Source organism: Pseudomonas sp. 102515, assembly GCF_031085165.1.
GTDB lineage: Bacteria > Pseudomonadota > Gammaproteobacteria > Pseudomonadales > Pseudomonadaceae > Chryseomonas.
In genome coordinates this window covers 268,914-294,988 of sequence record NZ_JAVHTY010000005.1, presented here as the reverse complement: position 1 = coordinate 294,988, position 26,075 = coordinate 268,914, and the positions used below count along the sequence as shown (strand labels likewise).

The 26,075-nt window shown below is 66.7% G+C and carries 21 protein-coding genes; 14 read left to right on the top strand and 7 right to left on the bottom strand.

All coding sequences use genetic code 11. The features are described 5' to 3' along the window. The first annotated feature begins 202 nt into the window (after window positions 1–202). The 10 genes from gltB (at window position 203) to RCF34_RS19885 (ending at window position 15,407) form a co-directional block, all read left to right on the top strand. Window positions 203–4,651 carry a glutamate synthase large subunit gene (gene gltB / locus RCF34_RS19930; RefSeq protein ID WP_308709728.1) on the top strand — a complete coding sequence of 1,483 codons (4,449 nt, stop codon included), beginning with the start codon at window positions 203–205 and terminating at the stop codon, window positions 4,649–4,651. A 90-nt stretch (window positions 4,652–4,741) separates the two neighbouring features. Next, on the top strand, window positions 4,742–6,160 hold the full coding sequence (locus RCF34_RS19925) for an FAD-dependent oxidoreductase (RefSeq protein ID WP_183633689.1): 1,419 nt from the start codon (window positions 4,742–4,744) through the stop codon (window positions 6,158–6,160). 250 nt (window positions 6,161–6,410) lie between these two features. Next, on the top strand, window positions 6,411–7,478 hold the full coding sequence (gene hemE / locus RCF34_RS19920) for a uroporphyrinogen decarboxylase (RefSeq protein WP_308709727.1): 1,068 nt from the start codon (window positions 6,411–6,413) through the stop codon (window positions 7,476–7,478). Between the two features lie 92 nt (window positions 7,479–7,570). Next, window positions 7,571–8,584 carry an Ldh family oxidoreductase gene (locus RCF34_RS19915; protein ID WP_308709726.1) on the top strand — a complete coding sequence of 338 codons (1,014 nt, stop codon included), beginning with the start codon at window positions 7,571–7,573 and terminating at the stop codon, window positions 8,582–8,584. A gap of 110 nt (window positions 8,585–8,694) precedes the next feature. After that, a complete protein-coding gene (locus tag RCF34_RS19910) occupies window positions 8,695–10,218 on the top strand; it encodes an MFS transporter (RefSeq protein WP_308709725.1) in 1,524 nt (507 codons plus the stop codon). Window positions 10,219–10,409: 191 nt separating this feature from the next. Then, a complete protein-coding gene (locus RCF34_RS19905) occupies window positions 10,410–10,883 on the top strand; it encodes an RNA pyrophosphohydrolase (RefSeq protein WP_007161635.1) in 474 nt (157 codons plus the stop codon). Window positions 10,884–10,994: 111 nt separating this feature from the next. Then, window positions 10,995–13,274, top strand: coding sequence for a phosphoenolpyruvate--protein phosphotransferase (gene ptsP / locus RCF34_RS19900; protein ID WP_158893550.1), 2,280 nt, complete (start codon window positions 10,995–10,997; stop codon window positions 13,272–13,274). A 76-nt stretch (window positions 13,275–13,350) separates the two neighbouring features. Next, on the top strand, window positions 13,351–14,133 hold the full coding sequence (locus RCF34_RS19895; protein ID WP_308709838.1) for a sulfite exporter TauE/SafE family protein: 783 nt from the start codon (window positions 13,351–13,353) through the stop codon (window positions 14,131–14,133). A gap of 19 nt (window positions 14,134–14,152) precedes the next feature. Continuing rightward, window positions 14,153–14,965 (top strand): prolipoprotein diacylglyceryl transferase, encoded by an 813-nt coding sequence (lgt, locus tag RCF34_RS19890; protein WP_308709724.1) that lies wholly within the window; start codon window positions 14,153–14,155, stop codon window positions 14,963–14,965. A gap of 85 nt (window positions 14,966–15,050) precedes the next feature. Beyond that, on the top strand, window positions 15,051–15,407 hold the full coding sequence (locus tag RCF34_RS19885; protein WP_133861480.1) for a multidrug transporter: 357 nt from the start codon (window positions 15,051–15,053) through the stop codon (window positions 15,405–15,407). A 23-nt stretch (window positions 15,408–15,430) separates the two neighbouring features. Here the strand turns inward: RCF34_RS19885 and RCF34_RS19880 are convergent, their stop codons facing one another. The 6 genes from RCF34_RS19880 to RCF34_RS19855 all read right to left on the bottom strand — a co-directional run bounded on the left by RCF34_RS19880 (window position 15,431) and on the right by RCF34_RS19855 (window position 20,736). Then, a complete protein-coding gene (locus tag RCF34_RS19880; RefSeq protein WP_007161640.1) occupies window positions 15,431–15,682 on the bottom strand; it encodes a YfhL family 4Fe-4S dicluster ferredoxin in 252 nt (83 codons plus the stop codon). 99 nt (window positions 15,683–15,781) lie between these two features. Next, window positions 15,782–16,267 (bottom strand): pantetheine-phosphate adenylyltransferase, encoded by a 486-nt coding sequence (coaD, locus tag RCF34_RS19875; protein WP_007161641.1) that lies wholly within the window; start codon window positions 16,265–16,267, stop codon window positions 15,782–15,784. Window positions 16,268–16,369: 102 nt separating this feature from the next. After that, the gene (locus RCF34_RS19870; RefSeq protein WP_308709723.1) at window positions 16,370–17,371 is read right to left on the bottom strand and encodes a hydrolase; all 1,002 of its coding nucleotides are present in this window, start codon (window positions 17,369–17,371) and stop codon (window positions 16,370–16,372) included. After that, window positions 17,368–17,937 carry a 16S rRNA (guanine(966)-N(2))-methyltransferase RsmD gene (rsmD, locus tag RCF34_RS19865; RefSeq protein ID WP_308709722.1) on the bottom strand — a complete coding sequence of 190 codons (570 nt, stop codon included), beginning with the start codon at window positions 17,935–17,937 and terminating at the stop codon, window positions 17,368–17,370. The genes RCF34_RS19870 and rsmD overlap by 4 nt, the downstream gene beginning before the upstream one ends. Window position 17,938: 1 nt before the next feature. Next, window positions 17,939–19,378 carry a pitrilysin family protein gene (locus tag RCF34_RS19860; protein ID WP_308709721.1) on the bottom strand — a complete coding sequence of 480 codons (1,440 nt, stop codon included), beginning with the start codon at window positions 19,376–19,378 and terminating at the stop codon, window positions 17,939–17,941. Then, window positions 19,375–20,736 (bottom strand): pitrilysin family protein, encoded by a 1,362-nt coding sequence (locus tag RCF34_RS19855; protein WP_308709720.1) that lies wholly within the window; start codon window positions 20,734–20,736, stop codon window positions 19,375–19,377. Before RCF34_RS19855 ends, RCF34_RS19860 begins: the two co-directional genes overlap by 4 nt. 202 nt (window positions 20,737–20,938) lie before the next feature. Here RCF34_RS19855 and ftsY point away from each other — a divergent pair, with 202 nt between their 5' ends. The 4 genes from ftsY (at window position 20,939) to rpoH (ending at window position 25,108) form a co-directional block, all read left to right on the top strand. Continuing rightward, window positions 20,939–22,414, top strand: coding sequence for a signal recognition particle-docking protein FtsY (gene ftsY, locus RCF34_RS19850; protein ID WP_308709719.1), 1,476 nt, complete (start codon window positions 20,939–20,941; stop codon window positions 22,412–22,414). Further along, window positions 22,411–23,085 carry a cell division ATP-binding protein FtsE gene (gene ftsE / locus RCF34_RS19845; RefSeq protein WP_183633667.1) on the top strand — a complete coding sequence of 225 codons (675 nt, stop codon included), beginning with the start codon at window positions 22,411–22,413 and terminating at the stop codon, window positions 23,083–23,085. The genes ftsY and ftsE overlap by 4 nt, the downstream gene beginning before the upstream one ends. After that, window positions 23,082–24,092 (top strand): permease-like cell division protein FtsX, encoded by a 1,011-nt coding sequence (ftsX, locus tag RCF34_RS19840; RefSeq protein WP_308709718.1) that lies wholly within the window; start codon window positions 23,082–23,084, stop codon window positions 24,090–24,092. The genes ftsE and ftsX overlap by 4 nt, the downstream gene beginning before the upstream one ends. A 161-nt stretch (window positions 24,093–24,253) precedes the next feature. Further along, complete coding sequence (rpoH, locus tag RCF34_RS19835; protein ID WP_308709717.1) at window positions 24,254–25,108, top strand: RNA polymerase sigma factor RpoH; 855 nt, start codon at window positions 24,254–24,256, stop codon at window positions 25,106–25,108. 199 nt (window positions 25,109–25,307) lie between these two features. On the opposite strand, the gene mtgA is transcribed toward rpoH, so the two are convergent. Continuing rightward, window positions 25,308–26,009 carry a monofunctional biosynthetic peptidoglycan transglycosylase gene (mtgA, locus tag RCF34_RS19830; protein WP_308709716.1) on the bottom strand — a complete coding sequence of 234 codons (702 nt, stop codon included), beginning with the start codon at window positions 26,007–26,009 and terminating at the stop codon, window positions 25,308–25,310. Window positions 26,010–26,075: the final 66 nt, after the last annotated feature.

Sequence of the window (26,075 nt, the reverse complement as noted above, 5' to 3'; positions counted from 1 at the left end):
GCAAATAAAGCCCCGGCGCTATCACGAGCGTGATGCCGGGGCTTTCTTTTTTGCGTCATCGAATTTTCATCAGGTGTCATCAGTGTTTGTCGTAAGCGATTTTTTCGCTACACTGGTCAGCCTTTGACTGTCCGAAAAAAGTTCAAATAAGCGGACCGTTTTGTGATGCCTTCGCAATAACCTGATTGCCGGTGAGAGCGCTATGAAAGCAGGCCTGTTCAATCCCGATAGCTTCAAGGACAACTGCGGCTTCGGCCTGATCGCCCATATGCAGGGCGAGCCCAGCCATGACCTGCTGGAAACGGCCATCGAAGCCCTGACCTGCATGACCCACCGGGGCGGTATCAACGCGGACGGCAAGACCGGTGACGGTTGCGGTCTGCTCATGCAGAAGCCGGACGCCTTCCTGCGCGCCATTGCCCAGGAGCAATTCGGCGCCGAATTGCCCGAGCAATACGCCGCCGGCGTGGTGTTCTTCAACCAGGACGAGACCCGTGCCGAACGGGCCCGTGCCAACATGAACCTGGAGATCGAGGCCGCCGGCCTGACCCTGGTCGGCTGGCGCAAGGTGCCCATCGACACCTCGGTGTTGGGTGAATTGGCCCTGGCCCGCCTGCCGCGCATCGAGCAGGTGTTCGTCGCCGGTCCGGGTCTCGACGACCAGCAGTTCGGGGTCAAGCTGTTCTCCGCTCGCCGCCGCTCCTCGGTGCTCAATGCCGAGGACGCCGAGCACTACATCTGCAGCCTGTCGTCCAAGGTCATCGTCTATAAAGGCCTGATGATGCCGGCGGATCTCGCCGCTTTCTATCCGGACCTGGGTGATCCGCGCCTGGCCACCGCCATCTGCGTGTTCCACCAGCGCTTCTCCACCAACACCCTGCCGAAGTGGCCGCTGGCGCAGCCCTTCCGCTATCTCGCCCACAATGGCGAGATCAACACCATCACCGGCAACCGCAACTGGGCCCAGGCGCGGCGGACCAAGTTCGTCAACGAGCTGATCCCGGATCTCGACCAGCTTGGTCCGCTGGTCAACCGCGTCGGTTCCGACTCCTCCAGCATGGACAACATGCTGGAACTGCTGGTGACCGGCGGCATGGATCTGTTCCGCGCCGTGCGCATGATCATTCCGCCGGCCTGGCAGAACGTCGAGACCATGGACGCCGATCTGCGCGCCTTCTACGAGTTCAACTCCATGCACATGGAGCCCTGGGACGGTCCGGCCGGCGTGGTCCTGACCGAAGGCCGCTACGCGGTCTGTCTGCTCGACCGCAACGGCCTGCGCCCGGCGCGCTGGGTGACCACCAAGAACGGCTATATCACCCTGGCTTCGGAAGTCGGCGTCTGGAACTACCAGCCCGACGACGTCATCGCCAAGGGTCGGGTCGGCCCGGGGCAGATCCTCGCCGTGGACACCGAGACCGGCGAGGTGCTGCAGACCGACGACATCGACAATCGCCTCAAGGCGCGCCACCCCTACAAGCAGTGGCTGCGCAAGAACGCCATGCGCATCCAGGCGACCCTGGACGACAACGATCACGGTTCGGCCTTCTACGACCAGGATCAGCTGCGCCAGTACATGAAGATGTTCCAGGTCACCTTCGAGGAGCGTGACCAGGTGCTGCGCCCGCTGGGCGAGCAGGGCCAGGAAGCCGTGGGCTCGATGGGCGACGACACGCCGATGGCGGTGCTGTCGCGGCGCATCCGCTCGCCCTACGACTATTTCCGCCAGCAGTTCGCCCAGGTCACCAACCCGCCGATCGACCCGCTGCGCGAGTCCATCGTCATGTCCCTGGAGACCTGCCTGGGCGCCGAGCGCAATGTCTTCGAGGAAACCGCCGAGCACGCCGATCGCGCCATCCTGAGCAGTCCGGTGGTCTCGCCGGCCAAGTGGCGGACCATCCTCAACATGCCCAAGCCCGGCTTCGAGCATGTCAAGATCGACCTCAACTATCCCGCGTCCATGGGCCTCGAGGCAGCGCTGCGCAACATCGTCGAGCAGGCCGAGGAGGCTGTGCGCGCCGGCAAGGTATTGCTGGTGCTGACCGACCGCCACATCGAGCCGGGCAAGCTGCCGGTACACGCGGTGCTGGCCACCGGCGCCGTGCATCACCACCTGGTCAACCTGGGGCTGCGCACCAGCAGCAACATCCTGGTGGAGACCGCCACCGCCCGTGATCCGCACCACTTCGCCGTGCTGCTGGGCTTTGGCGCCACCGCGGTCTATCCGTTCCTGGCCTACGAGGTGCTGGGCGATCTGATCCGCACCGGCGAGGTGCTGGGCGACCTCTACGAGGTGTTCAAGTACTACCGCAAGGGCATCACCAAGGGCCTGCTCAAGGTGATCTCCAAGATGGGCATCTCCACCGTCGCGTCCTATCGCGGCGCCCAGCTGTTCGAGGCCGTGGGCCTGGCGGACGAGGTCACCGACCTCTGCTTCCCCGGTGTCACCAGCCGCATCAAGGGCGCGCGCTTCGTCGATCTGGAGGCCGAGCAGAAACTGCTGGCGGGCGAAGCCTGGAACAACCGCAAGCCGATCCAGCCGGGTGGCCTGCTCAAGTTCGTCTATGGCGGCGAGTACCACGCCTACAACCCGGACGTGGTCAATCTGCTGCAGGCCGCCGTGCAGCAGGGCGACTACGCCAAGTTCCGCGAATACACCGCGCTGGTGGACCAGCGCCCGGTGGCCATGATCCGCGACCTGCTCAAGGTCAAGACCAGCGACCAGCCCCTGGCCCTGGAAGAGGTCGAGCCGCTGGCCAACATCTTCACTCGCTTCGATGCCGCCGGGATCTCCCTGGGCGCCCTGTCGCCGGAAGCCCACGAGGCCCTGGCCGAAGCCATGAACCGCCTGGGCGGCCGCTCCAACTCCGGTGAGGGCGGTGAGGATCCGGCGCGCTACGGCACTATCAAGAGTTCCAAGATCAAGCAGGTGGCCACCGGCCGCTTCGGCGTCACCCCCGAGTACCTGGTCAATGCCGAGGTACTGCAGATCAAGGTGGCCCAAGGCGCCAAGCCGGGCGAGGGCGGCCAGCTGCCCGGCGGTAAGGTCAACGGCCTGATCGCCAAGCTGCGCTATGCGGTACCCGGCGTGACCCTGATCTCTCCACCGCCGCACCACGACATCTATTCCATCGAAGACCTGTCGCAGCTGATCTTCGACCTCAAGCAGGTCAATCCGAAGGCGCTGGTATCGGTCAAGCTGGTGTCCGAGCCCGGCGTGGGTACGGTGGCCGCCGGTGTGGCCAAGGCCTATGCCGACCTGATCACCATCTCCGGCTACGACGGCGGTACCGGCGCTTCGCCGGTGACCTCCATCAAGTACGCTGGCTCGCCCTGGGAACTGGGCCTCGCCGAGGCGCACCAGACCCTGAGGGGCAACGACCTGCGTGGCAAGGTACGGGTGCAGACCGACGGCGGTCTGAAGACCGGCCTGGACGTGATCAAGGCCGCCATCCTTGGCGCCGAGAGCTTCGGCTTCGGCACCGCGCCGATGATCGCCCTGGGCTGCAAGTACCTGCGCATCTGCCACCTGAATAACTGCGCCACCGGCGTCGCCACTCAGAACGACCGACTGCGCAAGGAACATTTCATCGGCACGGTGGAGATGGTGATGAATTTCTTCACCTTCATCGCCGAGGAAACCCGCGAGTGGTTGGCCAGGTTGGGCGTGCGCAGCTTGGGCGAGCTGATCGGCCGTACCGATCTGCTGGAAATCCTGCCGGGCGAGACCGCCAAGCAGCAGCATCTGGACCTCACGCCGCTGCTGGGTAGCGATCACATTCCGGCCGAGAAGCCGCAATACTGCCAGGTGGAAAAGAACCCGCCGTTCGACCAGGGCCTGCTGGCCGAGGAAATGGTGCGCCTGTCGCTGCCAGGGATCGAAAAGCTCGAAGGCGGTGACTTCAGCCTGAGCATCGGCAACTGCGACCGCTCCATCGGCGCCCGTGTCTCCGGCGAAATCGCCCGGCGTCACGGCAACCAGGGCATGGTCAAGGCGCCGCTGACCTTCCGCTTCAAGGGAACCGCCGGCCAGAGCTTCGGCGTCTGGAACGCTGGCGGCCTGCATATGTATCTGGAAGGCGATGCCAACGACTACGTGGGCAAGGGCATGACCGGCGGCAAGCTGGTCATCACCCCGCCCCAGGGTGCGGGCTTCAAGAGCCAGGAATCGGCCATCATCGGCAACACCTGCCTCTATGGCGCCACCGGTGGCAAGTTGTTCGCCGCCGGCACCGCCGGTGAGCGCTTCGGGGTGCGCAACTCCGGGGCCCACACCGTGGTGGAAGGCACCGGCGACCACTGCTGCGAGTACATGACCGGCGGCTTCGTCTGCGTCCTGGGCAAGACCGGCTACAACTTCGGTTCGGGCATGACCGGCGGCTTCGCCTATGTGCTGGACCTGGACAACGGTTTCTATGACCGGGTCAACCACGAACTGGTGGAGATCCAGCGCATCAACAGCGAGGCCATGGAAGCCTATCGCAGCCACCTGGAAGGGGTGCTGGCCGAATACGTGCGCGAGACCGGCAGTGCCTGGGGCAGCCATCTCCATGAGAATCTGGACGACTACCTGCGCAAGTTCTGGCTGGTGAAGCCCAAGGCCGCCAGCCTGGCATCGCTGCTGGTCAGCACCCGCGCCCGTCCGGAATAACGACTTCGATGCCGGCGCCCCAGGGCGCCGGTTTCACCGTGATAGCTCGTGGCGCCCTGCTGAAGGGGCGTCGCTTCAAGAGGTTTGGAAATGGCTGAACGTCTGAACAACGACTTCCAGTTCATCGAGGTCGGTCGCAAGGATCCGAAGAAGAAGCTGCTGCGCCAGCGCAAGAAGGAATTCGTCGAGATCCACGATCCCTTCAAGCCGCAGCAGGCCGCCGAGCAGGCGCACCGCTGCCTGGGTTGCGGCAATCCCTATTGCGAATGGAAGTGTCCCGTGCACAACTTCATTCCCAACTGGCTCAAGCTGGTCTCCGAAGGCAACATCCTGGCGGCGGCGGAGCTGGCGCACCAGACCAACACCCTGCCCGAGGTCTGTGGTCGGGTCTGCCCGCAGGATCGGCTCTGCGAGGGCGCCTGTACCCTCAATGACGGCTTTGGCGCGGTGACCATCGGTTCGGTGGAGAAGTACATCACCGACACCGCCTTCGCCATGGGCTGGCGCCCGGACATGTCCAAGGTCAAGCCGACCGGCAAGCGCGTCGCCGTGATCGGTGCCGGTCCGGCCGGGCTGGGCTGTGCCGACATCCTGGTACGCAACGGCGTGACCCCGGTGGTGTTCGACAAGCACCCCGAGATCGGTGGCCTGCTGACCTTCGGCATCCCCGAATTCAAGCTGGAAAAGACGGTGCTCAGCCGCCGCCGCGAGGTCTTCGGCGGGATGGGCGTGGAATTCCGTCTCAACACCGAGGTGGGCAAGGACGTGACCATGGACCAGTTGCTCGAGGAGTTCGATGCGGTCTTCCTGGGCATGGGCACCTACACCTACATGAAGGGCGGCTTTCCCGGCGAAGACCTGCCCGGGGTGCACGACGCCCTGGACTTCCTGGTGGCCAACGTCAATCGCAACCTGGGCTTCGAAAAGGATGCGGCCGACTTCGTCGACATGAAGGGCAAGCGCGTGGTGGTCCTGGGGGGGGGTGACACCGCCATGGACTGCAACCGCACCTCCATTCGCCAGGGCGCCAAGAGCGTGACCTGCGCCTACCGCCGCGACGCCGCCAACATGCCGGGCTCGCGCAAGGAAGTGAAGAACGCCAAGGAAGAGGGCGTGAAGTTCCTCTTCAACCGCCAACCCATCGCCATCATCGGCGAAGACAGGGTGGAAGGCGTCAAGGTGGTGGAGACTCGTCTGGGCGAGCCCGATGCCCGCGGTCGCCGCAGTCCCGAGCCGATTCCCGGTTCCGAGGAGATCCTGCCGGCCGATGCGGTGGTGATCGCCTTCGGTTTCCGTCCGAGTCCGGCACCCTGGTTCGAGCAATTCGGCATCGACCTCGACAGCCAGGGCCGCGTGGTCGCGCCGGGGCTGCACGAGTTCAAGCACCAGACCAGCAATCCGAAGATCTTTGCCGGTGGCGACATGGTGCGCGGCTCCGACCTGGTGGTGACCGCCATCTTCGAAGGTCGCAACGCGGCCGAGGGCATCCTCGACTACCTGGGCGTCTGAGCCCAGGCCGTCGGACAAGAGCCGACCGGTGCAAGCCGGTCGGCTTTTTTGTGGGTGGAGAATGGATCTGAGCTGAAGGTGGGTAAGGCTGCGCCATTACCCACCCTGTCCACCTACGCAGCGCCAGCTGCGATGAACGCCGTCACCGAAGGCGCTCCATCGCCCCGATAGACAAAAGGCACGCCCCCCTGCCGTGCCTTTTGCCAGCCGCTTTGCGACAATACCGACACTTTTGCTGCCGGATGTCGCCATGACTGCCTTGAAGAACGACCGTTTCCTGCGTGCCCTGCTCAAGCAGCCGGTGGACGTCACCCCGGTGTGGATGATGCGCCAGGCCGGGCGCTATCTGCCCGAGTACCGCGCCAGCCGGGCCCGTGCCGGTGACTTCATGAGTCTGTGCAAGAACCCGCAATTCGCCTGCGAGGTGACCCTGCAGCCGCTGGAGCGCTATCCACTGGATGCCGCCATCCTCTTTTCCGACATCCTCACCATCCCCGACGCCATGGGGCAGGGCCTCTATTTCGAGACCGGCGAGGGTCCGCGCTTTCGCAAGGTGATCGACACCCCGGCCGACATCGAGGCGCTGCCGATCCCCGATGCCGAATCCGACCTGGGCTACGTGATGGACGCCGTGCGCACCATCCGCACGGCGCTGGACGGCCGGGTACCCCTGATCGGCTTTTCCGGCAGCCCCTGGACCCTGGCCACCTACATGATCGAAGGCGGCTCCAGCAAGGATTTCCGCAAGGCCAAGGCCATGCTCTACGACACCCCCGAGGCCCTGCACCTGCTGCTGGACAAGCTGGCCCAGGCGGTCACGGCCTACCTCAACGGCCAGATCCGCGCCGGTGCCCAGGCGGTGCAGATCTTCGATACCTGGGGCGGCAACCTGTCCGCCGCGGCCTACCAGGAATTTTCCCTGGCCTACATGCGCAAGATCGTCGGCGGGCTGATCCGCGAGCATGAAGGGCGGCGGGTACCGGTGATCCTCTTCACCAAGAACGGTGGCCTCTGGCTGGAAAGCCTGGCCGACAGCGGTGCCGAGGCCCTGGGCCTGGACTGGACCTGCGACATCGGCGAAGCGCGCCGCCGCGTGGGTGCCAAGGTTGCCCTGCAGGGCAACATGGACCCCAGCGTGCTCTATGCCAAGCCGACGGCCATCCGCGCCGAGGTGGGACGTATCCTGGAAAGCTATGGCCAGGGCAGCGGCCATGTCTTCAACCTGGGCCACGGCATCACCCCGGAGGTGGATCCGGCCCATGCCGGCGCCTTCATCGAAGCTGTCCACGAGTTGTCGGGGCGCTACCACCCGAGCTGACTGTGCCGGGATCGGCACGAACGGTCCCAAGTCGAGCAAGCGGGGCGTGGCCGGTTACGGCATAGTCGGGGTTTTCCCGACGGAGCGCCGCCATGGCCCAGATGACCCCGGAAGAGCTGCAGCACCTGGCCGAAGAGGTGCTCGCGGCCCATGGTTTCAGCCAGCCGCAGGGCGCGGCCATCGCCGCCATGATGGTCGCTGGCCAGCGTGACGATTGCGCCTCCCATGGCATCTATCGGCTGCTGGGCATCGTCAAGACGCTCAAGGCCGGCAAGGTGGTGGCGGATGCCGAGCCTCGCGTCGAAGACGTGGCACCGGCCATTGTCCGGGTCGATGCCGGGGGCGGCTTCTCGCCGCTGGCCTTTCACACGGGCCTGCCGTTGTTGGAAGCCAAGGCGCGTGCCTGCGGTCTGGCGGCCCTGGCGATCAACAACTGCGTGCACTTCTCGGCGCTCTGGGTGGAGATGGAAGCCCTCACCGCCAGAGGGCTGGTGGCCCTGGCCTGCAATCCGACCCAGGCCTATGTCGCCCCGGCCGGCGGTCGTCGCCCGCTGTTCGGTACCAATCCCATCGCCTTCGGCTGGCCACGGCCGGAAGGGCAGCCCTTCGTCTTCGACTTCGCCACCAGCGCCGTGGCCCGCGGCGAAATCGAATTGCATCGGCGCGCGGGCAAGGCCCTGCCCGAGGGCTGGGGCGTGGACGCCGAAGGTGCTCCCAGTCGCGATGCCCGCACCGTGCTGGAGGAGGGCGCCATGCTCACCTTTGGCGGTCACAAGGGCTCGGCGCTGTCGGCCATGATCGAGTTGCTCGCCGGCCCGCTGATCGGCGATCTCACCAGTCCGGAGTCTTCCATTGTCGACGCTGGCGCAGGCGGGCTGCCCTATCACGGCGAGCTCATCCTGGCCTTCGATCCCCAGCGCTTTCTCGGCGCCGCGGTAGCCGACTACCAGCAGCGCGCCGAGCAGCTGTTCGCCGGCATCGAGGCCCAGGGCGCCCGCCTGCCGTCGCAGCGCCGCTACCAGGCACGGGCGCTTAATACCACCCGTGGCTGGTTGGAGGTGCCGGACGAACTCCTGGCCGACGTCCGGGCCCTGCTACCCGGCTGATCCGGGACGCGATGCGCATCACCTGGAGGAGACTGCGACAACGCGGTCTCTGAACCCCGCCCCGGACGCAGGGTCCACGACTGGCCTCCTTAGTGCCAGCCTGGGTCTTCATGTACGCCGACGACACCGATCGCCCTCATCACCGCGGCCTGTTGCTGCTGAGCATCACCCTGATGGTGCTGGTGTACTTTCTCGACAACCTGTCGATCGCCCTGGCCAACCGCTATGTCTACGGCGGCCTGGGTATCGACCCGCGCAGCTACACCCTGGCCACGGCCTGCTACAGCGCCGCGGTCATCGTCACCAGCGCCCCGCACCAGTGGTTCGCCCAGCGCCTGGGCTATCGCAACCTGATCTTCGCCGCCGTCGCCATCCACCTGGTCGGCCAGGTGTGCTGCCTGGTGGCCACCGATCTGCCGACCTTCATCGTCGGGCGGGCGCTGATGGGTGCCGGCGCCGCCACCTTCTTTGCCGGGGCGCGGGTGCTGGTGCAGATGTATTTCTCCGGCCCTCAGCTGCCGACCGGGATCCGCGCCTTCGCTTCGGGCGTGCCCCTGGGTGGTGCGCTGGCCTCCTTCACCACCGCGGAATTGCTGGAAGGCCACCAATGGCGGGCCATCTTCATGGTGCCGGCGCTGGCCTGCGCGCTGGTGGCGGTAGGCGTCTGGCTGTCGCTGCCGCGGCGCTCCCATCCGCTGCAGAATTCCGGGGCGCCGTCGCTGCTGTCCATGGTGCTGCTGGCGGTGGGCAGCCTGCTGTTGACCACCACCACCCAGCGACTGGCCTTCGACTTCTTCAGCGATGGGCTGTGGCTGGCCCTGGAGCTGCTGCTGGGAACGGCCATCCTCGGACTCTATGTCTACTACGAGCGGGGCCTGGCGCGGCCGACCCTGGACTTCAAGCACGCCATCACCCCGGGCTTTCTCGCCGGCATGCTGTTCATGATGCTCAACTACTTCTTGCTCGGCGCCTACAACTTCATCATTCCCCAGTACGTGGTCAACGGCCTGCAACTGCCGGTCTATACCGCCGGGGGCGTCATGGCGCTGGGCTGGCTGTGCGGTCTGGCTCCCTTGCTGATGATCACCTCGGTGCGGCTGCGCGAGCGCTTTCCCTGGGGCGGCTTTCGCAAGTACCTGGTGGCGGGCTATCTGCTGCTGGCCGGCTACGGCTTCTGGATGGTGCGCCAGCACGCCGACGTACCCCTCTACCAGCAGCTGGTCCCGGGGCTGATGATGCATGGCACCTATCTGATCGGCACCTTCGCGGTGATCATCATGTACACCTTCATGCGCGTCGAGCCGGCCTATTTCAGCCAGGCCTACCAGATCAAGAACATGACCCAGCAACTGGTCATGCCCATGGGCATCGTGCTCTCCAACGTCTTCCTGCAGTGGCGCGACGCCTTCCACGCCTCGGTGCTCAGCGCCGCGGTCAATCCGTATGCCCAGAACTACCAGGCCTATGGCGAACGCTATCGGCAAGCCACCGGCGCCGACAGCGCCCTGGCGCAGATCTCCAGTCTGGTCACCCGCCAGAGCCAGGTGCTGGGCTATCTCGACTACTTCTGGCTGGTCGGCTGGATCGGCCTGGCGCTGGCCGTCTACATGGCCGTGCAACGGCACTTTCGCTGAAGCGCGACGTTTGCCGGCCCTTAAGCCGACGTTCAGCTAGCGACCACCATAATGCGGGCTTTTGCAGGTCGCGGCAGCCGCCGTGAGCCTGCGCCGGTCGGCCGCGCCCCAGTCGGTCCGGAGCTTGCATTGCTGGGCTGTCGGGCTTTGTGGAACAATGCGGGCAACGATATTTTTCAAGGGTGGCAGCCGTGATCGACGCTGATGGTTTTCGCCCCAATGTCGGCATCATTCTCGCCAACGATGCCGGCCAAGTACTGTGGGCCCGCCGCATCAACCAGGATGCCTGGCAGTTCCCCCAGGGTGGGATAGATGACCGGGAAACGCCCGAAGAGGCGCTGTACCGGGAGCTGAACGAAGAGGTGGGGCTGAGCCCCGATGACGTCCGCATCCTGGCCTGTACCCGGGGCTGGTTGCGCTATCGTCTGCCGCAGCGCATGGTGCGCACCCACAGCCGTCCGCTGTGCATCGGCCAGAAGCAGAAGTGGTTTCTGCTGCGGCTGACCGCGGAAGAGCAGCGGGTGCGGATGGATGTGACGGGCAAGCCGGAATTCGATGGCTGGCGCTGGGTAAGCTACTGGTACCCATTGGGCCAGGTGGTGACCTTCAAGCGAGAGGTCTATCGGCGGGCGCTCAAGGAGTTGGCACCCCGCTTGCTGGCCTGATTACCGGTACGGCCGGTGCGAAAGAGGTGAGGAGAAGCTGTGGTCATGCAGGATGAACGACACGTGATGCACGCCGGCGGCTCCGCCGGGCGTCGGCTGCGGAGGCGCTAGATGCTTGCAGTTCTGCGCAAGATCGTCCAGGAGGTCAATGCCGCCAAGGATCTGGGGTCGGCACTGTCCATCATCGTGCAGCGCGTCCGCGCGGCCATGCAGTCGCAGGTCTGCTCCGTCTATCTGCTGGATCCGGACACCAACCGTTTCGTGCTGATGGCCACCGAAGGCCTCAACAAGAAGTCCATCGGTCGCGTCAGCATGGCGCCCAACGAGGGCCTGGTCGGCCTGGTCGGGACCCGCGAAGAGCCGCTCAATCTCGAAGACGCCGCCAGTCACCCGCGCTTTCGCTACTTTGCCGAGACTGGCGAAGAACGCTATGCCTCCTTTCTCGGTGCGCCCATCATCCACCACCGGCGCGTCATGGGCGTGCTGGTGGTGCAGCAGAAGGAGCGTCGCCAGTTCGACGAGGGTGAGGAGGCCTTCCTGGTGACCATGAGCGCCCAGCTCGCCGGGGTGATCGCCCATGCCGAGGCCACCGGGACCATCCGCGGTCTGGATCGGCAGGGCCGGGGTATCCAGGAGGCCCGTTTCGTCGGCATTCCCGGTTCACCCGGGGTCGGCGTCGGCAAGGCCGTGGTGGTCCTGCCACCGGCCGACCTGGAAGTGGTCCCGGACAAGACCGTGACCGACATCGACGCCGAGTTGCAGCTGTTCCGCACCGCTATCGAAGGCGTACGGGCGGACATGAAGGCGCTGTCCAAGCGCCTGTCCACCCAGTTGCGCAAGGAAGAGCAGGCGCTGTTCGACGTCTACCTGATGATGCTCGACGACGCCGCCCTCGGTAACGAGGTGACCACCATCATCAAGAGCGGCCAGTGGGCCCAGGGCGCCCTGCGCCAGGTGGTGATGGAGCACGTCCAGCGCTTCGAGCTGATGGACGACGCCTATCTGCGCGAACGCGCCGCCGACGTGCGCGACCTCGGTCGCCGGCTGCTGGCCTATCTGCAGCAGGCCCACCAGGCCTGCCTGATCTATCCGGAAAACACCATCCTGGTCAGCGAGGAGCTCTCGCCGGCCATGCTCGGCGAGGTGCCCGAAGGGCGTCTGGTCGGCCTGATCTCGGTGCTCGGCTCGGGCAACTCCCACGTGGCCATCCTGGCGCGCGCCATGGGCGTGCCCACCGTCATGGGCGCGGTGGACCTGCCGTATTCCAAGGTGGACGGCATCGACCTCATCGTCGATGGCTACCACGGCGAGATCTTCACCAATCCGTCGCCGACGCTGATCAAGCAGTATGGCGACGTGGTGGAAGAGGAGCGCCAGCTGACCCAGGGCCTCGACGCCTTGCGCAGCCTGCCCTGCGAGACCCTCGACGGTCACCGCATGCCGCTGTGGGTCAACACCGGCCTGATGGCCGACGTGGCGCGTGCCCAGCAGCGGGGCGCCGAAGGCGTGGGGCTGTACCGCACCGAAGTGCCCTTCATGGTCAACGAGCGCTTTCCCAGCGAGAAGGAACAGCTGTCCATCTATCGCGAGCAACTGGCCGCCTTCCATCCGGCGCCGGTGACCATGCGTACCCTGGACATCGGCGGCGACAAGGCGCTGTCCTATTTCCCGATCAAGGAAGACAACCCCTTCCTCGGCTGGCGCGGAATCCGCGTCACCCTGGACCACCCGGAAATCTTCCTGGTGCAGACGCGCGCCATGCTCAAGGCCAGCGAGGGCCTGAACAACCTGCGCATCATGCTGCCGATGATTTCCGGCGTGCACGAGGTGGAGGAGTCCCAGCACCTGCTGCACCGTGCCTGGTGCGAGGTGCGTGACGAAGGCGTCGATATCCCCATGCCGCCGGTGGGCGTCATGGTCGAGGTGCCTTCGGCGGTCTACCAGGCCCGCGACCTGGCGCGTCAGGTGGACTTCATCTCGGTGGGTTCCAACGACCTGACCCAGTACCTGCTGGCGGTGGATCGCAACAATCCACGTGTGGCCGATCTCTACGACTACTTCCACCCGGCGGTGCTGCAGGCGCTGCAACAGGTGGTGGATGGCGCCCATGCCGAAGGGGTGCCGGTCAGCATCTGCGGCGAGATGGCCGGCGATCCGGCGGCGGCGGTGCTGCTCATGGGCATGGGCTTCGATACCCTGTCGATGAACGCCACCAACCTGCCCAAGGTGAAGTGGCTGTTGCGCCAGGTCACCCTGGAAAAGGCCCGCGAGCTGGTGCAGCAGATGCGCCAGATCGACAATCCCCAGGTCATCCATAGCGCCCTGCACCTGGCCTTGCGCAATCTCGGACTGGGCCGGGTGATCAACCCGGCAGCCAGCGTCCAGAGCTGAGCGTGTCAGGCGGGAAGGCTGCTTCCCGCCTGACAGGTAGCGGCGTACCATGCCGCCTCTTGCGCCCGAGGTGATGATGGATCTCTTGCTCTTCCTGGTGCTCGGCGCCTGCGCCGGGCTGCTGGCCGGTCTGTTCGGGGTCGGCGGTGGCCTGATCATCGTGCCGGTGCTGGTCTACAGCTTTACCGCCAAGGGCCTCGATCCGGACATCCTCACCCACCTGGCGGTAGGCACCTCGCTGGCCACCATCGTCTTCACCTCGCTGAATTCCGTCTGGGCCCATCATCGGCTCGGCGCCGTACGCTGGCGGCTGTTCGCCTGGATGGCCCTGGGCATCGTCTTCGGCAGCGCCCTGGGCGCCCTGACCGCCGCCGCCATCCATGGCCCGCTGCTGCAGAAGATCATCGGCACCTTCGCCATTCTCATCGCCCTCCAGCTGGCGCTGGACCTGCGCCCCAGATGCCAGGCCGGCGAGCCCGGCAAGCCGGCGCTGACGGTGGCGGGAGCGGTGATCGGCTGGGCCTCGGCGATCTTCGGCATCGGCGGCGGTTCGCTCACCGTGCCTTTCCTGGTCTGGCGCAGCCTGTCGATGCAGCAGGCGGTGGCCACCTCGGCGGCCTGTGGCCTGCCCATCGCCCTGTCCGGGGCGCTGTCCTTCATCCTGGTCGGCTGGCAACAGCCAGGTCTGCCCGCCTGGAGTCTGGGCTATGTCTATCTGCCGGCCTTGCTGGGCATCGCCCTGACCAGCATGTCCTCGGCCCGTTTCGGTGCGCGCCTGGCCCATCGCCTGTCGCCCCGGCTGCTCAAGCGCCTGTTCGCCCTGCTGCTGTTCGGCGTCGGTCTCAACTTCTTACTCTGATCCCTTTCAAGGAGGCACCATGCTGCCGTATCCGCAAATAGACCCGGTGGCCCTGTCGCTGGGGCCGCTGAAGATCCACTGGTACGGGCTCATGTACCTGGTGGGGATCGGCGGCGCCTGGTGGCTGGCCAAGCGGCGACTGAATCGCTTCGATCCGCGCTGGACCAGCGAGACCCTGTCCGACCTGGTGTTCTGGGTGGCGCTGGGGGTCATCGCCGGTGGGCGACTCGGCTACGTGCTGTTCTACAATTTGGCGGAATACATCGCCAATCCGACGCTGATCTTCGAGGTCTGGAAGGGCGGCATGTCCTTTCACGGCGGCCTGCTCGGGGTGATCCTGGCGGTCTGGTGGTTCGGCAAGCGCCACAACAAGGGCTTCTTCGAGCTAATGGACTTCATCGCCCCGCTGGTACCCATCGGCCTAGGTGCCGGCCGCATCGGCAACTTCATCAACGCCGAACTCTGGGGCAAGCCCACCGACGTGCCCTGGGCGATGATCTTCCCGCCCTACAGCGATCCGGCCCAGCTGCCGCGGCATCCGTCGCAGCTCTATCAGTTCGCCCTGGAAGGCGTGGCGCTGTTCGTCATTCTCTGGCTCTACTCGCGCAAGCCGCGGCCGACCATGGCCGTGTCCGGCCTGTTCGTGCTCTGCTACGGCATCTTCCGCTTCATCGTCGAATTCGTCCGGGTGCCCGACGCCCAGCTCGGCTATTTGGCCTGGGGCTGGCTGACCATGGGGCAGGTGCTCTGCGTGCCCATGGTACTGGGCGGTATCGCGCTGATGGTCTATGCCCATCGTCGCGCGCCGCAGCCGGTCGTCCGCACCGAATGACGTCTGGGGACCGCCCGCATGACAAGTGCGGGCGGCCTGTTATAGTCCAGGGACCACCATCACAATCGCGCAAGGGATCAGCCGTATGAATCCGTTCCGTAGCCTGGCTGCCGTGCTGGCGCTGGCCCTGACGATGCAGGTCTTGCCGGCGCAGGCGCAGCAGGCCCAGGGTGACGTCACCGAATATCAGACCGCCGACCAGGCGTTCGGTGAAGCCCAGGCTCCCGCCGCCTTTTCCATGATCGGCGATCTGCTGATCGCGCGGCCGCTGCTGATCGCCGCCACCGTGATCGGTGCGGGGGCTTTCGTGGTCAGTCTGCCGTTCACCGCCGCCGGCGGTAACATCGGCAAGGCCGGCAAGGCCCTGGTGGTCGAGCCGGGCAAGGCGGCCTTCGTGCGCTGCCTGGGCTGCACCCAGAGCGGGTACGGGCGTACCGAATAGGCCCTGGTGCCAGGCCAGGTTGTTTAGGCCTGGCCGCTGATCTTCAGATACTTGTCGTGCAGCTGCTCCTTCGTCTCGACATGGTTTTCGTCGAGGGGGATGCAGTCGACCGGGCAGACCTGCTGGCACTGGGGTTCGTCGTAGTGGCCCACGCACTCGGTGCACAGGTTCGGATCGATCACGTAGATCTCCGCACCCTGGGAGATGGCGCCGTTCGGGCACTCGGGCTCGCACACGTCGCAGTTGATGCAATCGTCGGTAATGATGAGGGACATCGTCGGCTCCACGCCGCGCGAACGCGCAGCGATCCAAAAGTCAGGCGCGCATTTTGCCCCATCCGCGCGCCGGCTGCACCCGACAGTCCTTGGGGTTAATCAGCTGGCCGGAGCAAAACGCTCCAGCAGCGCCTGATGCACGGTGGGATGGACGAACTTGGTCACGTCGCCGCCGAGCGCCGCGATCTCCCGCACCAGGGTGGAGGAGAGGTAGGAATAGTGTTCCGACGGGGTCAGGAACATGCTTTCCGCCTGGGGCGCCAGTACCCGATTCATGTTGGCCAGCTGGAATTCGAATTCGAAATCCGACACCGCGCGCAGGCCGCGCAGGATAATGGTCGCCTTCTGCTGCTCCACCAGGGTGGCCAGCAGGCAGCTGAAGCCGATCACTTCGACGTTGGGCAGGTGCGCGGTCACCGCCTTGGCCAGCTCGACCCGGCGCTCCAGCGGAAACAGTGGATTCTTCTTGGGGCTGGCCGCCACCGCCACCACGACTTCGTCGAACAGCCGCGAGGCGCGCTCCACCAGATCGCCATGGCCCTTGGTGATGGGGTCGAAGGTGCCGGGGTATAGCACTCGGTTCATGACGCTGTCCTGGGGGCGAAGCTGTTGGGGCTTGGATGGTAGCTCAGGGGCGGAGTGAGGCCAAGGCGACAGCCGCCGGGATCGCCGACCCGTGGGCGTTTATCAGCCGGGTGGCGCTGCCCGCTGGCTGACCAGCCAGTCGGGGATGCGTCTTTCCAGATAGTAGTCCGGATCGCGGAAGGCGCCGCCGACGAAACCCACGTGGCCGCCATGGGGCAGGCGCTCGAACAGGGTGTCGGGCGCCAGTTCGGCGCGGGCGGGCAGGGCGTCGGTGCCGATGAAGGGGTCATCCTCGGCCTGGATCAGCAAGGTGGGGATGCGGATGCCCCCCAGGTAGTAGCGGCTGGAGGCCTGGCGGTAATAGTCCTGGGCATCGCGAAAGCCGTGCAGGGGCGCGGTGTAGCGGTCGTCGAAGTCCCAGAAGGTCTTGAGCCCCTCGGGCGGCCCCAGGCGCGCGAGGATCTCGTGTTGCTCGGGATGGTGCTCACGGTCGAACAGCGCCTGCTTGTCGCGCACGTAGCGCGCCAGTTCGCGGATGAAGTGCCGCTGATAGAGGCGCGAGAAGCCGATGCCGATGCGATCGGCGCAGAGGTCCAGGCGAAAGGGCACCGAGACCGCAGCCGCGGCGCGCAGGCCGCTGTCCTGGCCGCGCTCGCCCAGATACTTGAGCAGCACGTTGCCACCAAGGGAAAAGCCCACCGCATACAGGGGGGCGTCCGGACGACTGGCCTGCAGATGGCGCACCACCGCCGCCAGGTCTTCGCTGACGCCGGAGTGATAGCCGCGCGGCAGGCGGTTGGGTTCGCCGGAGCAGCCGCGCCAGTTGAGGCCGACGCTGGCCCAGCCGCGGGCGGCGAGGGCGAATTGCAGGCCGAGCACATAGTGGGAACCGGAGCTGCCGGTCAGGCCGTGGGCGATCAGCACCAGCGGCGCGCGTGGATCCTCGGCGTGGTACCAGTCCAGATCGAGGAAGTCGCCATCCTCCAGCCACAGCCGTTCCCGCGGCCGGGTGATGGGCGGCAGGCGGCGCCACAGCGAGCCCCAGAGGGTCTGCAGGTGCGGGCCGGGGAGCCAGCGCGCCGGGCGAAAGGGTGCGCTGTTCACGCCTGGCGGTGCCAGAGCGCGTAGTGGACGTTGCCGGTCTTCTTCTCGCGGTGCAGCTGCCAGGTCGCGGGCAGGGTCAGGCGCGAGGGCTGGGTCTCGCTCTCGGTGTAGATCCAGGCGTCCGCGGCCAGCCAGCCCTGGGCTTCCAGGGCCGCGCAGGCCGGCTCCAACAGGTCCTTGCCGAAGGGCGGATCGAGAAACACCAGGTCGAAGGGCGCCTCGGCCGGCTTGGCCAGGGCCTGCAGGGCGTCGGTCTGGCGCACCTCGGCGTGGGCGCAGCCGAGGGTCTGCAGATGGCCGCGCAGGGCACTGGCGGCCTGGGCATTGAGGTCGAAGGCCAGCGCCTGGGCGGCGCCGCGGGAGAGGGCTTCCAGCAGCAGGGCGCCGCTGCCGGCGAAGGGGTCGAGCACCCGGGCGCCCGGGGTGACGGCGGCCAGCCAGTTGAACAGGGTCTCGCGGACTCGATCGGGCGTGGGCCTCAGGCCCAGGGCCTCGGGAAAGACGAAGCGCCGGCTGCGCCAGTCGCCACCGATGATGCGCAATTGGTTGGCGGTCTTCTGGGCCATGCTAGTGCTCCGGAATGCCGCTGGGCGGCAGGTTGGGAAGAGGGCGGGGTGGCGGCAGCGGCTGCTGGGCGACCCGTGGGCCGGCGCTGACCACAACGAACTTTTCCGGGTCCAGATGGCGCCGCAGGGCGGCATGCACCTGTTCCACCGTCAGGCGGCGGACCTGTTGGAGGAAGTCGTCCAGGTAACTACTGGGCAGGTCGTAGAAGCCGATGTTGCCCAGTTGGGCGACGATGGCGCCGTTGCTGGCGTTGGCCAGCGGGAAGCTGCCTTCGATCTGCCGCTTGGCGCGGTCCAGTTCGGCCTGGGTGGGGCCCTGGGCCAGGTAGTCGCGCAGCAGGTCGCGGACCAGCGCCAGGCTGGCATCGCCCAGTTCGGCACGGGTCTGCAGGCCGAGGGTGAAGGGACCCGGCTGACGCATGGGGGTGAAGCCCGAGCTGACGCCGTAGGTGAGACCGCGGCGTTCGCGCAATTCGGTCATCAGGCGACTGCCGAAACCGCCACCGCCGAGGATCTGGTTGCCGACGAAGAGGGCGGCATAGTCGGGATCGCGGCGGGTGATGCCGAGTTGACCGAGCAGCAGGCGGGTCTGCTGGGCCGGGACCTCCAGCTGCACCCGGGCCGGCGCGGCGGGGACCGGCGCCGGCAGCGGCGGCAGGGCTGGACCGCGGGGCAGGGCGCGCGACAGCTGGGCGGCGATCAGCTCGGCGCGGGTCCGATCCAGATCGCCGGTAAGGGCGATCACGGCATTGCCGGCGGCATAGGCGCGAGCATGGAAGGCCCTGAGGCTGGCCGCATCCAGGCGTGCCAGGCCAGCTGCCGTGCCTCGCGGCGAATGGGCATAGGGGTGGTTGCCATAGAGACGCTCCTGCAGGGCTTCACCCGCCAGGCTGGCCGGTTCGCGGCGGCTGGCGGCGATCAGCGTCAGCAGCTGGTCACGGATGCGCTGGATGGCCTCGGCGGGAAAGGTCGGGTGACCCACCACCTCGGCCAGCAGCGCCAGGGCCGGTTCGCTGTGGGCCGGATCGGCGAGGGTGCGTAGCCCGACCACTGCCTGGTCACGATAGGCGCCGTTGCTGAAGTCGGCGCCCAGGCGCTCGAAGCCATCGGCGATGGCACCGGCATCGCGTCCCGGGGTGCCTTCGTTGAGCAGACCGTTGGTCAGCATGGCGAGGCCCGGGGTGGCGCCATCCTGGCTGCTACCGGCGGCGAAGATCAGGCGTACGTCGAACATCGGCAATTCCGGCGCCGGCACGAACAGTACCTGGGCGCCCTCGGCGGTCCGCCAGCGCTGGATGTCCAGCTGGCGCCCCAGCGGCGGTGCGTCCTTGAGGGTCTTGAGGCTGTCCACGGCGGGATAGGCGCGCGCCAGGTCGCCGACCGGGGTAGGGGACTGGCAGCCCGCGAGCAGGCACAGCGACAGCCAGAGCAGCGGTTTCATGGACGATTCTCCGCGGTGGCTGCGGGCTTGAGCTGGGCCAGGGTCAGGCGCTCGCGGGTGAAGTAGGTGCGCGCCACCCGGCGCAGGTCGTCGGGGGTGACGCGGCTCAGTTCGTCGAGCAACCGATCGCCCTGGCGCCAGCCGAGGCCGACGCTTTCCAGCTGACCGATGCTGCTGGCCTGGGCAGTGATGGAGTCGCGGCCATAGACCAGGCCAGCCACCAGCAGGGCGCGGACCCGGCCCAGTTCCTCGGTGCTGGGCGGCTCGCGCTTGAGCAGGTCCAGTTGCGCCCAGAAGGCCGCTTCCAGTTGCTCGAGGGTCTTGCCGCGCGGGGTGTTGGGGGCGCCGCTGAGCAGGAAGAGGCTGTCGCCGCGGGTGTAGGCGCCATAGGCGACGCGCACGCTGCTGGCCACTTCCGCGCCACGCTCGAGACGGCTGGGCAGCCGTGCGCCCGAGCCGCCGCCGAGCAGGGCGGCCAGCAGTTGCAGCGCATAGGCATCGCGCGGCTGGGCGGCGGTGGCCAGGCTGGGCACGTTGAAGCCCATCAGCAGGCTGGGCAGTTCGCGGGCCTGCAGGTCCAGGCGGCGCTCGCCCGGCGCCGGCAGTTCGAGCGGGCGGCGCGGCGCGGGCAGGTCGCTGCGGGGGATGGCGCCGAACCAGCGCTGCACCTCGGCACGGATCGCCTGGGGCTCGACGTCGCCCACCACCACCAGGGTGGCGTTGTTCGGGGCGTACCAGGTCTGGTACCAGCGGCGCAGGTCGTCCACGCCGAGGCGCTGCAGGTCCTGGGGCCAGCCGATGGTGGGGTTGCGGTAGCCGCTGGCCGGGTAGGCGGCGGCCTTGAAGCGCTCGAAGGACAGCGCCTCGGGCCGATCGTCGGTGCGCAGCCGGCGTTCTTCCTTGATGACTTCCAGCTCGCGGCTGATTTCGTCCGGTTCCAGGCGCAGGTGCTGCATGCGATCGGCTTCCAGCTCCAGGGCCATTGGCAAGCGATCGCGGGCGAGCAACTGGTAATAGACGGTGTAGTCGTCGGTGGTGAAGGCATTTTCCTCGGCGCCCAGGTCACGCAGGAGGTGCGAGGCCTCGCCGGCGCCAAGCTTGCGGCTGCCCTTGAACATCAGGTGTTCCAGGGCATGGGACAAGCCGGTCGCACCGGGCGCTTCCAGGCTCGAACCCACGCGGTACCAGAGTTGCACCACGGCGACCGGCGCCCGGTGATCTTCGCGGACCACCAGCCTGAGGCCATTGTCGAGGGTGAATTCCTCGGTGTTCTGCCGGCTGGCCGTGGCCAGGGCGAGGGTGGGGAGCAGGCCGAGCAGGACGACCAGGACGGTCCGACGGGAGCGGGAGGCGGGCATCGCGAGAGCAGGCCTTGTAGCGCGGTAGGGGACGAAGCGGCTGCGTCCTGGGGACGGTCGCGCGTTTTTCGCCGACGGGGAGGTCTTCCGCCCGGCAGGCTGCTAGGATACGCATCCCTTTTCCCGACGGCCATGCCTGACGGTCGAGCCCCGCCTGGCGGAGCTCCCGCAGCTGGTTCGTCCGTTCGATACAGAGCCCCGCATGTTTGGATCCGACGACAAGAAGTCTCCCCCCACGGAGAAGAAAGGCCTGTTCGGCTGGTTCCGCAAGAAGACTGCCGAACCCGTAGAGACGCCTGCCGAAGCCCCCGCCCCTGCGCCGGAAGAGCGCCTGCCCGAGCCGCTGGCCAGCGCGCCGGTGCAGCAACCGGAGCCGGTGCCCGAACCGCCGGAGGCGATTCCCTCGCTGACCCCGGTGCCGGTCGCCGAAGAGGAGGCGCCGTCGCCGGTGGCGCTCACTGCGCTGGTCGAGCCGCTGGTGGCCGATCCCATCGTGCCGCCGGTCGAGGTCGAGTCGGTGAGGGCGCCGGAGGTGGAGTCCGAGCCAGTAGCTGCGCCGGTCGCGCCGCCGCCCCCGGTAGTTCCCGCGCCTGTCGTGGCGCCCGAGCCTGAGCCTGCCCCAGCCCCGGTCGTACCCGTTGCGCCCGTCGCCCCGGTCCGTCCTGAACCCGTATTGGTTGCGCCCGAGCCCGAGCCCGAGCCCGAGCCCGCTCCGCCAGTCGCCGCCACACCGGCCGAACCGGCCAAGCTGGGTTTCTTCGCCCGCCTGCGCCAGGGGCTGTCCAAGACCAGCGCCAGTCTCGGCGAAGGCATGGCCAGCCTGTTCCTCGGCAAGAAGGCCATCGACGACGACCTGCTCGAAGAGCTGGAGACCCGCCTGCTGACCGCCGACGTCGGCGTCGAGGCCACCGGCGTCATCATGCGCAACCTGACCCAGAAGGTGGCGCGCAAGCAGCTGGCCGACAGCGAGGCGCTCTATCAGGCGCTGCAGCAGGAGCTCACCGAGATGCTGCTGCCGGTGGAACAGCCGCTGGTGATCGATACCTCGCACAAGCCCTACGTCATCCTGGTGGTCGGCGTGAACGGCGCCGGCAAGACCACCACCATCGGCAAGCTGGCCAAGCGGCTGCAGAGCGACGGCAAGAAGGTCATGCTGGCCGCTGGTGACACCTTCCGCGCCGCCGCCGTGGAGCAGCTGCAGGTCTGGGGCGAGCGCAACCGCATCCCGGTCATCGCCCAGCACACCGGCGCCGACTCCGCCTCGGTGATCTTCGACGCCGTGCAGGCGGCCAAGGCCCGCGGCATCGATGTGCTGATCGCCGATACCGCCGGCCGGCTGCATACCAAGGACAATCTCATGGAGGAGCTGCGCAAGGTGCGCCGGGTGATCGGCAAGCTGGACGCGGCGGCGCCCCACGAGACCCTGCTGGTGCTCGACGCCGGTACCGGCCAGAACGCCCTCAACCAGGCCAAGCAGTTCCACAATGCGGTCCCCCTGACCGGCCTGGCCCTGACCAAGCTCGACGGCACCGCCAAGGGTGGGGTGATCTTCGCCCTGGCCAAGCAGAGTGCCCTGCCGATCCGCTATGTCGGCGTCGGCGAAGGCATCGACGACCTGCGGCCCTTCGAGGCGCGGCCCTTCGTCCAGGCCCTGTTCGCGGAGCGGGGCGTCTCATGATCCAGTTCGACCGCGTCTCCAAGCGCTATCCCAATGGTCACGTCGGCCTGCAGGAACTGAGCTTCCGTGCCGAACGCGGCGAGATTCTCTTCGTCACCGGTCATTCCGGTGCCGGCAAGAGCACCTTGATGCGGCTGATCCTGGCCATGGAAAGGCCCACCGGCGGCAAGCTGACCCTGGCCGGCCAGGACATCTCGCGCATCACCAATGCGCAGATTCCCTTTCTGCGCCGGCAGATCGGCGTGGTCTTCCAGAACCATCAGCTGCTCCATGACCGTACCGTGTTCGACAACGTCGCCCTGCCGCTGCAGATCCTCGGCCTGTCCAAGCCAGAGATCGCCAAGCGCGTGGCCGCGGCGCTGGAGCGGGTCAGCCTCAAGGACAAGCTCGACGACTATCCGGCCGAGCTCTCCACCGGCCAGCAACAGCGGGTCGGCATCGCCCGTGCGGTGGTGCATCGTCCGGCCCTGCTGCTCGCCGACGAACCCACCGGCAACCTCGATCCGCGCCTGGCCTCGGAGATCATGGGCGTCTTCGAGGACATCAACAGCCTCGGCACCACGGTGCTGATCGCCAGTCACGACCATGCCCTCATCGCCCGCCTGCACCATCGCATGCTGACCCTGCAGCGTGGTCGCCTGATCGGTGACGAAGAGGAGAGCCAGTCATGAGCGGCAACGAACTGCCCCGTGGCCAGGAACAGGGCGGCAAGCCCCAGCGTCCGCAGCGCCAGGCCCCGCGGAAACCCAAGAGCGACTGGCGCAGTCCGCTGCATGCCTACCTCGAGGCCCACCGCACCGGTCTGAGGGACAGCCTCAGGCGCATGGTGCAGCAGCCCATAGGCACCTTCCTCACCTGCCTGGTGATGGGCATCGCCCTGGCGCTGCCCATGGGCGTGTCGCTGCTGCTGAAGAACGTCGAGCGACTCGGCGGCTCCTGGCAGCGCGCGGCGCAGATCTCGGTGTTCCTCGACCTGCGCACCGGTCAGGACCAGGCCGAGGTGCTGATGAGCCAGATCAAGGTCCTGCCCGATGTGGCCGAAGCGCGCTGGATCAGTCCGGACGATGCCCTGAAGGAATTGCAACAGGACGCCGGCCTGGGTGAGGCGCTGCGCGAATTGCCGCAGAACCCGCTGCCTGGCGTCATCGCCGTGACGCCCAGGGAAATCGACAAGAGTCGCCTCGACATGCTGCGCAGCCAGCTGGCCGAGATGAACGGCGTGCAGCAGGTGCAGCTGGACATGCAGTGGGTCGAACGGCTCACCGCCATCCTCAAGCTGGGCGAGCGGTTCGTCTTCGGCCTGACCGTGGTGCTGGTGATCGCCCTGCTGCTGGTGATCGGCAACACCATCCGCCTGGCCATCGAGAATCGCCGCACCGAGATCGAGGTGGTCAAGCTGGTGGGCGGTACCGACGGCTATGTGCGCCGACCCTTCCTCTACATGGGCGCGCTGTTCGGCCTCGGCGCCGGCATCGCCGCCTGGGCCCTGCTGGTGTTCGGCCTGAGCTGGCTCAACGCCGCGGTGCTGGACCTGGCCGGCCTCTACGGGAGTGATTTCGCCCTGGGCAGCGTCGCCGTCGAGGACGGGCTGCAGCTGCTGATCGGCGCCGTGCTGCTCGGCTACATCGGCGCCTGGCTGGCGGTTGCCCGCCACCTGCGCGAACTCGCCCCGCGCTGACGAACGACCGTTTCCGACAGCTCTGGAAACGGTCTAACCCCCTGATGACACAGGCATTTCACGGTGTTTTTCAGCTAGGGTTAAGGGAACCTCAGGTAGTCTGGCGCTGTCCAAAAAATCAGTGTTAGACTGCCCAGTGCTTAGTGAATCGGAGGATTCGCATGACCACTTCGTTGCAACCTGTTCCTACATTGGTTCCCGGCGCCAGCCTGGAAGCCTATGTGCATTCGGTGAACAGCATTCCGCTGCTCACGCCGGAGCGGGAGCGTGAACTGGCCGAGCGCCTCTTCTACAAGGAAGACGTCGAGGCCGCCCGGCAGTTGGTGCTCGCGCATCTGCGTTTCGTGGTGCATATCGCCAAGAGCTATTCCGGCTATGGTCTGGCCCAGGCCGACCTGGTCCAGGAAGGCAATGTCGGTCTGATGAAGGCCGTGAAGCGCTTCAATCCCGAAATGGGCGTACGTCTGGTGTCCTTTGCCGTGCACTGGATCAAGGCCGAAATCCACGAATTCATCCTGCGCAACTGGCGCATCGTCAAGGTGGCCACCACCAAGGCGCAGCGCAAGCTGTTCTTCAACCTGCGCAGCCAGAAGAAGCGGCTGGCCTGGCTGAACAACGACGAGGTCCATCGCGTGGCCGAAACCCTGGGTGTCGAACCCCGGGAAGTGCGCGAGATGGAAAGCCGTCTGACCGGTCATGACATGGCCTTCGACCCGGCCAGCGATGCCGATGACGATGCGGCCTATCAGTCGCCGGCCCAGTACCTGGAAGACAGCCGTTACGATCCGGCGCGCCAGCTGGAGGAAGCCGACTGGACCGACAGCTCCACGGCCAATCTGCACGAGGCTCTGGAACGCCTGGACGACCGCAGCCGTGACATCCTCTACCAGCGCTGGCTGGCCGAGGAAAAGGCGACGCTGCATGAACTGGCGGACAAGTACAACGTCTCGGCGGAGCGTATCCGTCAGCTGGAAAAGAACGCGATGAACAAGCTCAAGGGCAACATCGCCGCCTGATCTGGTTCGTGATCGAAAAGCCGCGCCCCAGGGCGCGGTTTTTTATGTCCGCGAGAATGACTATCGCGGTCGGGTGCCTGGGTAGCGGGGAGAACCGCACGGTGTTTTCAATGTGCGATCCGTAGCGCCAGACGGCCTGCCTGAGCTATACGCCTGCTGTGGAAAAGGCTGCGCCGTTTTCCACGCGACGTGCCTGGCGCTACTGCCCGGTCATCCGCCGCAGGTAGTCGCTACCGCCCAGTTGCCGTTCCTGCTGGCGGATCCAGGCGGCGCGTTCGGCGACGTAGGCGCCGGGGTGGCTCGGGCTCCATTCGCGTGGGTTGGGCAGCACGGCGGCCAGCAGGCTGGCCTGGCGGTCGGAGAGGTAGGGCGCGCCTATGCCGAAATGGTGACGGGCCGCGGCCTCGGCGCCGAACACGCCGTCGTCCCATTCCACGCTGTTGAGATAGACCTCGAGGATGCGCTGCTTGGACCAGAAGGTTTCCAGCAGCACGGTGAACCAGGCTTCGAAGCCCTTGCGCAGATAGCTGCGACCGCTCCAGAGAAAGAGGTTCTTGGCGGTCTGCTGGCTGATGGTGCTGGCGCCGCGCAGGGAGCCGCCGGCTTCGTTGTGGCTGAAGGCCTGGCGGATCGCCGCCATGTCGAAGCCCCAATGCGCGGCGAAGTGCTGGTCTTCGCCGGCGATCACCGCCATCTTGAGATCGTCCGGCAGCTCCTTCCAGGGTCGCCAGTCGCGTTGCAGGTCGATCGGCTTGCCGTCGATCCAGGACTCGACCTTGCGCTCCACCATCAGCATGCTGCCCGGCGGCGGCACCCAGCGCAGGATCAACACCAGGGCGGCGCTGAGGACAGCGAACCAGAGGGCGATACGCAGGAGACGGCGGAGGAGGGTGAGCAGCATCGGCTTGGTCTTTGGCGGCTAGCGGGCCATTATAACCAGCGCTTCTCTCCCATCGCCCGGTAAAAC

Bases quoted from the DNA above. Each gene is read 5' to 3' on its own strand.
- gltB (WP_308709728.1), top strand. From the start codon at position 203: ATGAAAGCAGGCCTGTTCAATCCCGATAGCTTCAAGGACAACTGCGGC.
- RCF34_RS19925 (WP_183633689.1), top strand. From the start codon at position 4,742: ATGGCTGAACGTCTGAACAACGACTTCCAGTTCATCGAGGTCGGTCGC.
- hemE (WP_308709727.1), top strand. From the start codon at position 6,411: ATGACTGCCTTGAAGAACGACCGTTTCCTGCGTGCCCTGCTCAAGCAG.
- RCF34_RS19915 (WP_308709726.1), top strand. From the start codon at position 7,571: ATGGCCCAGATGACCCCGGAAGAGCTGCAGCACCTGGCCGAAGAGGTG.
- RCF34_RS19910 (WP_308709725.1), top strand. From the start codon at position 8,695: ATGTACGCCGACGACACCGATCGCCCTCATCACCGCGGCCTGTTGCTG.
- ptsP (WP_158893550.1), top strand. From the start codon at position 10,995: ATGCTTGCAGTTCTGCGCAAGATCGTCCAGGAGGTCAATGCCGCCAAG.
- RCF34_RS19895 (WP_308709838.1), top strand. From the start codon at position 13,351: ATGGATCTCTTGCTCTTCCTGGTGCTCGGCGCCTGCGCCGGGCTGCTG.
- lgt (WP_308709724.1), top strand. From the start codon at position 14,153: ATGCTGCCGTATCCGCAAATAGACCCGGTGGCCCTGTCGCTGGGGCCG.
- RCF34_RS19885 (WP_133861480.1), top strand. From the start codon at position 15,051: ATGAATCCGTTCCGTAGCCTGGCTGCCGTGCTGGCGCTGGCCCTGACG.
- RCF34_RS19880 (WP_007161640.1), bottom strand. From the start codon at position 15,682: ATGTCCCTCATCATTACCGACGATTGCATCAACTGCGACGTGTGCGAG.
- coaD (WP_007161641.1), bottom strand. From the start codon at position 16,267: ATGAACCGAGTGCTATACCCCGGCACCTTCGACCCCATCACCAAGGGC.
- rsmD (WP_308709722.1), bottom strand. From the start codon at position 17,937: ATGGCCCAGAAGACCGCCAACCAATTGCGCATCATCGGTGGCGACTGG.
- RCF34_RS19860 (WP_308709721.1), bottom strand. From the start codon at position 19,378: ATGAAACCGCTGCTCTGGCTGTCGCTGTGCCTGCTCGCGGGCTGCCAG.
- RCF34_RS19855 (WP_308709720.1), bottom strand. From the start codon at position 20,736: ATGCCCGCCTCCCGCTCCCGTCGGACCGTCCTGGTCGTCCTGCTCGGC.
- ftsY (WP_308709719.1), top strand. From the start codon at position 20,939: ATGTTTGGATCCGACGACAAGAAGTCTCCCCCCACGGAGAAGAAAGGC.
- ftsE (WP_183633667.1), top strand. From the start codon at position 22,411: ATGATCCAGTTCGACCGCGTCTCCAAGCGCTATCCCAATGGTCACGTC.
- ftsX (WP_308709718.1), top strand. From the start codon at position 23,082: ATGAGCGGCAACGAACTGCCCCGTGGCCAGGAACAGGGCGGCAAGCCC.
- rpoH (WP_308709717.1), top strand. From the start codon at position 24,254: ATGACCACTTCGTTGCAACCTGTTCCTACATTGGTTCCCGGCGCCAGC.
- mtgA (WP_308709716.1), bottom strand. From the start codon at position 26,009: ATGCTGCTCACCCTCCTCCGCCGTCTCCTGCGTATCGCCCTCTGGTTC.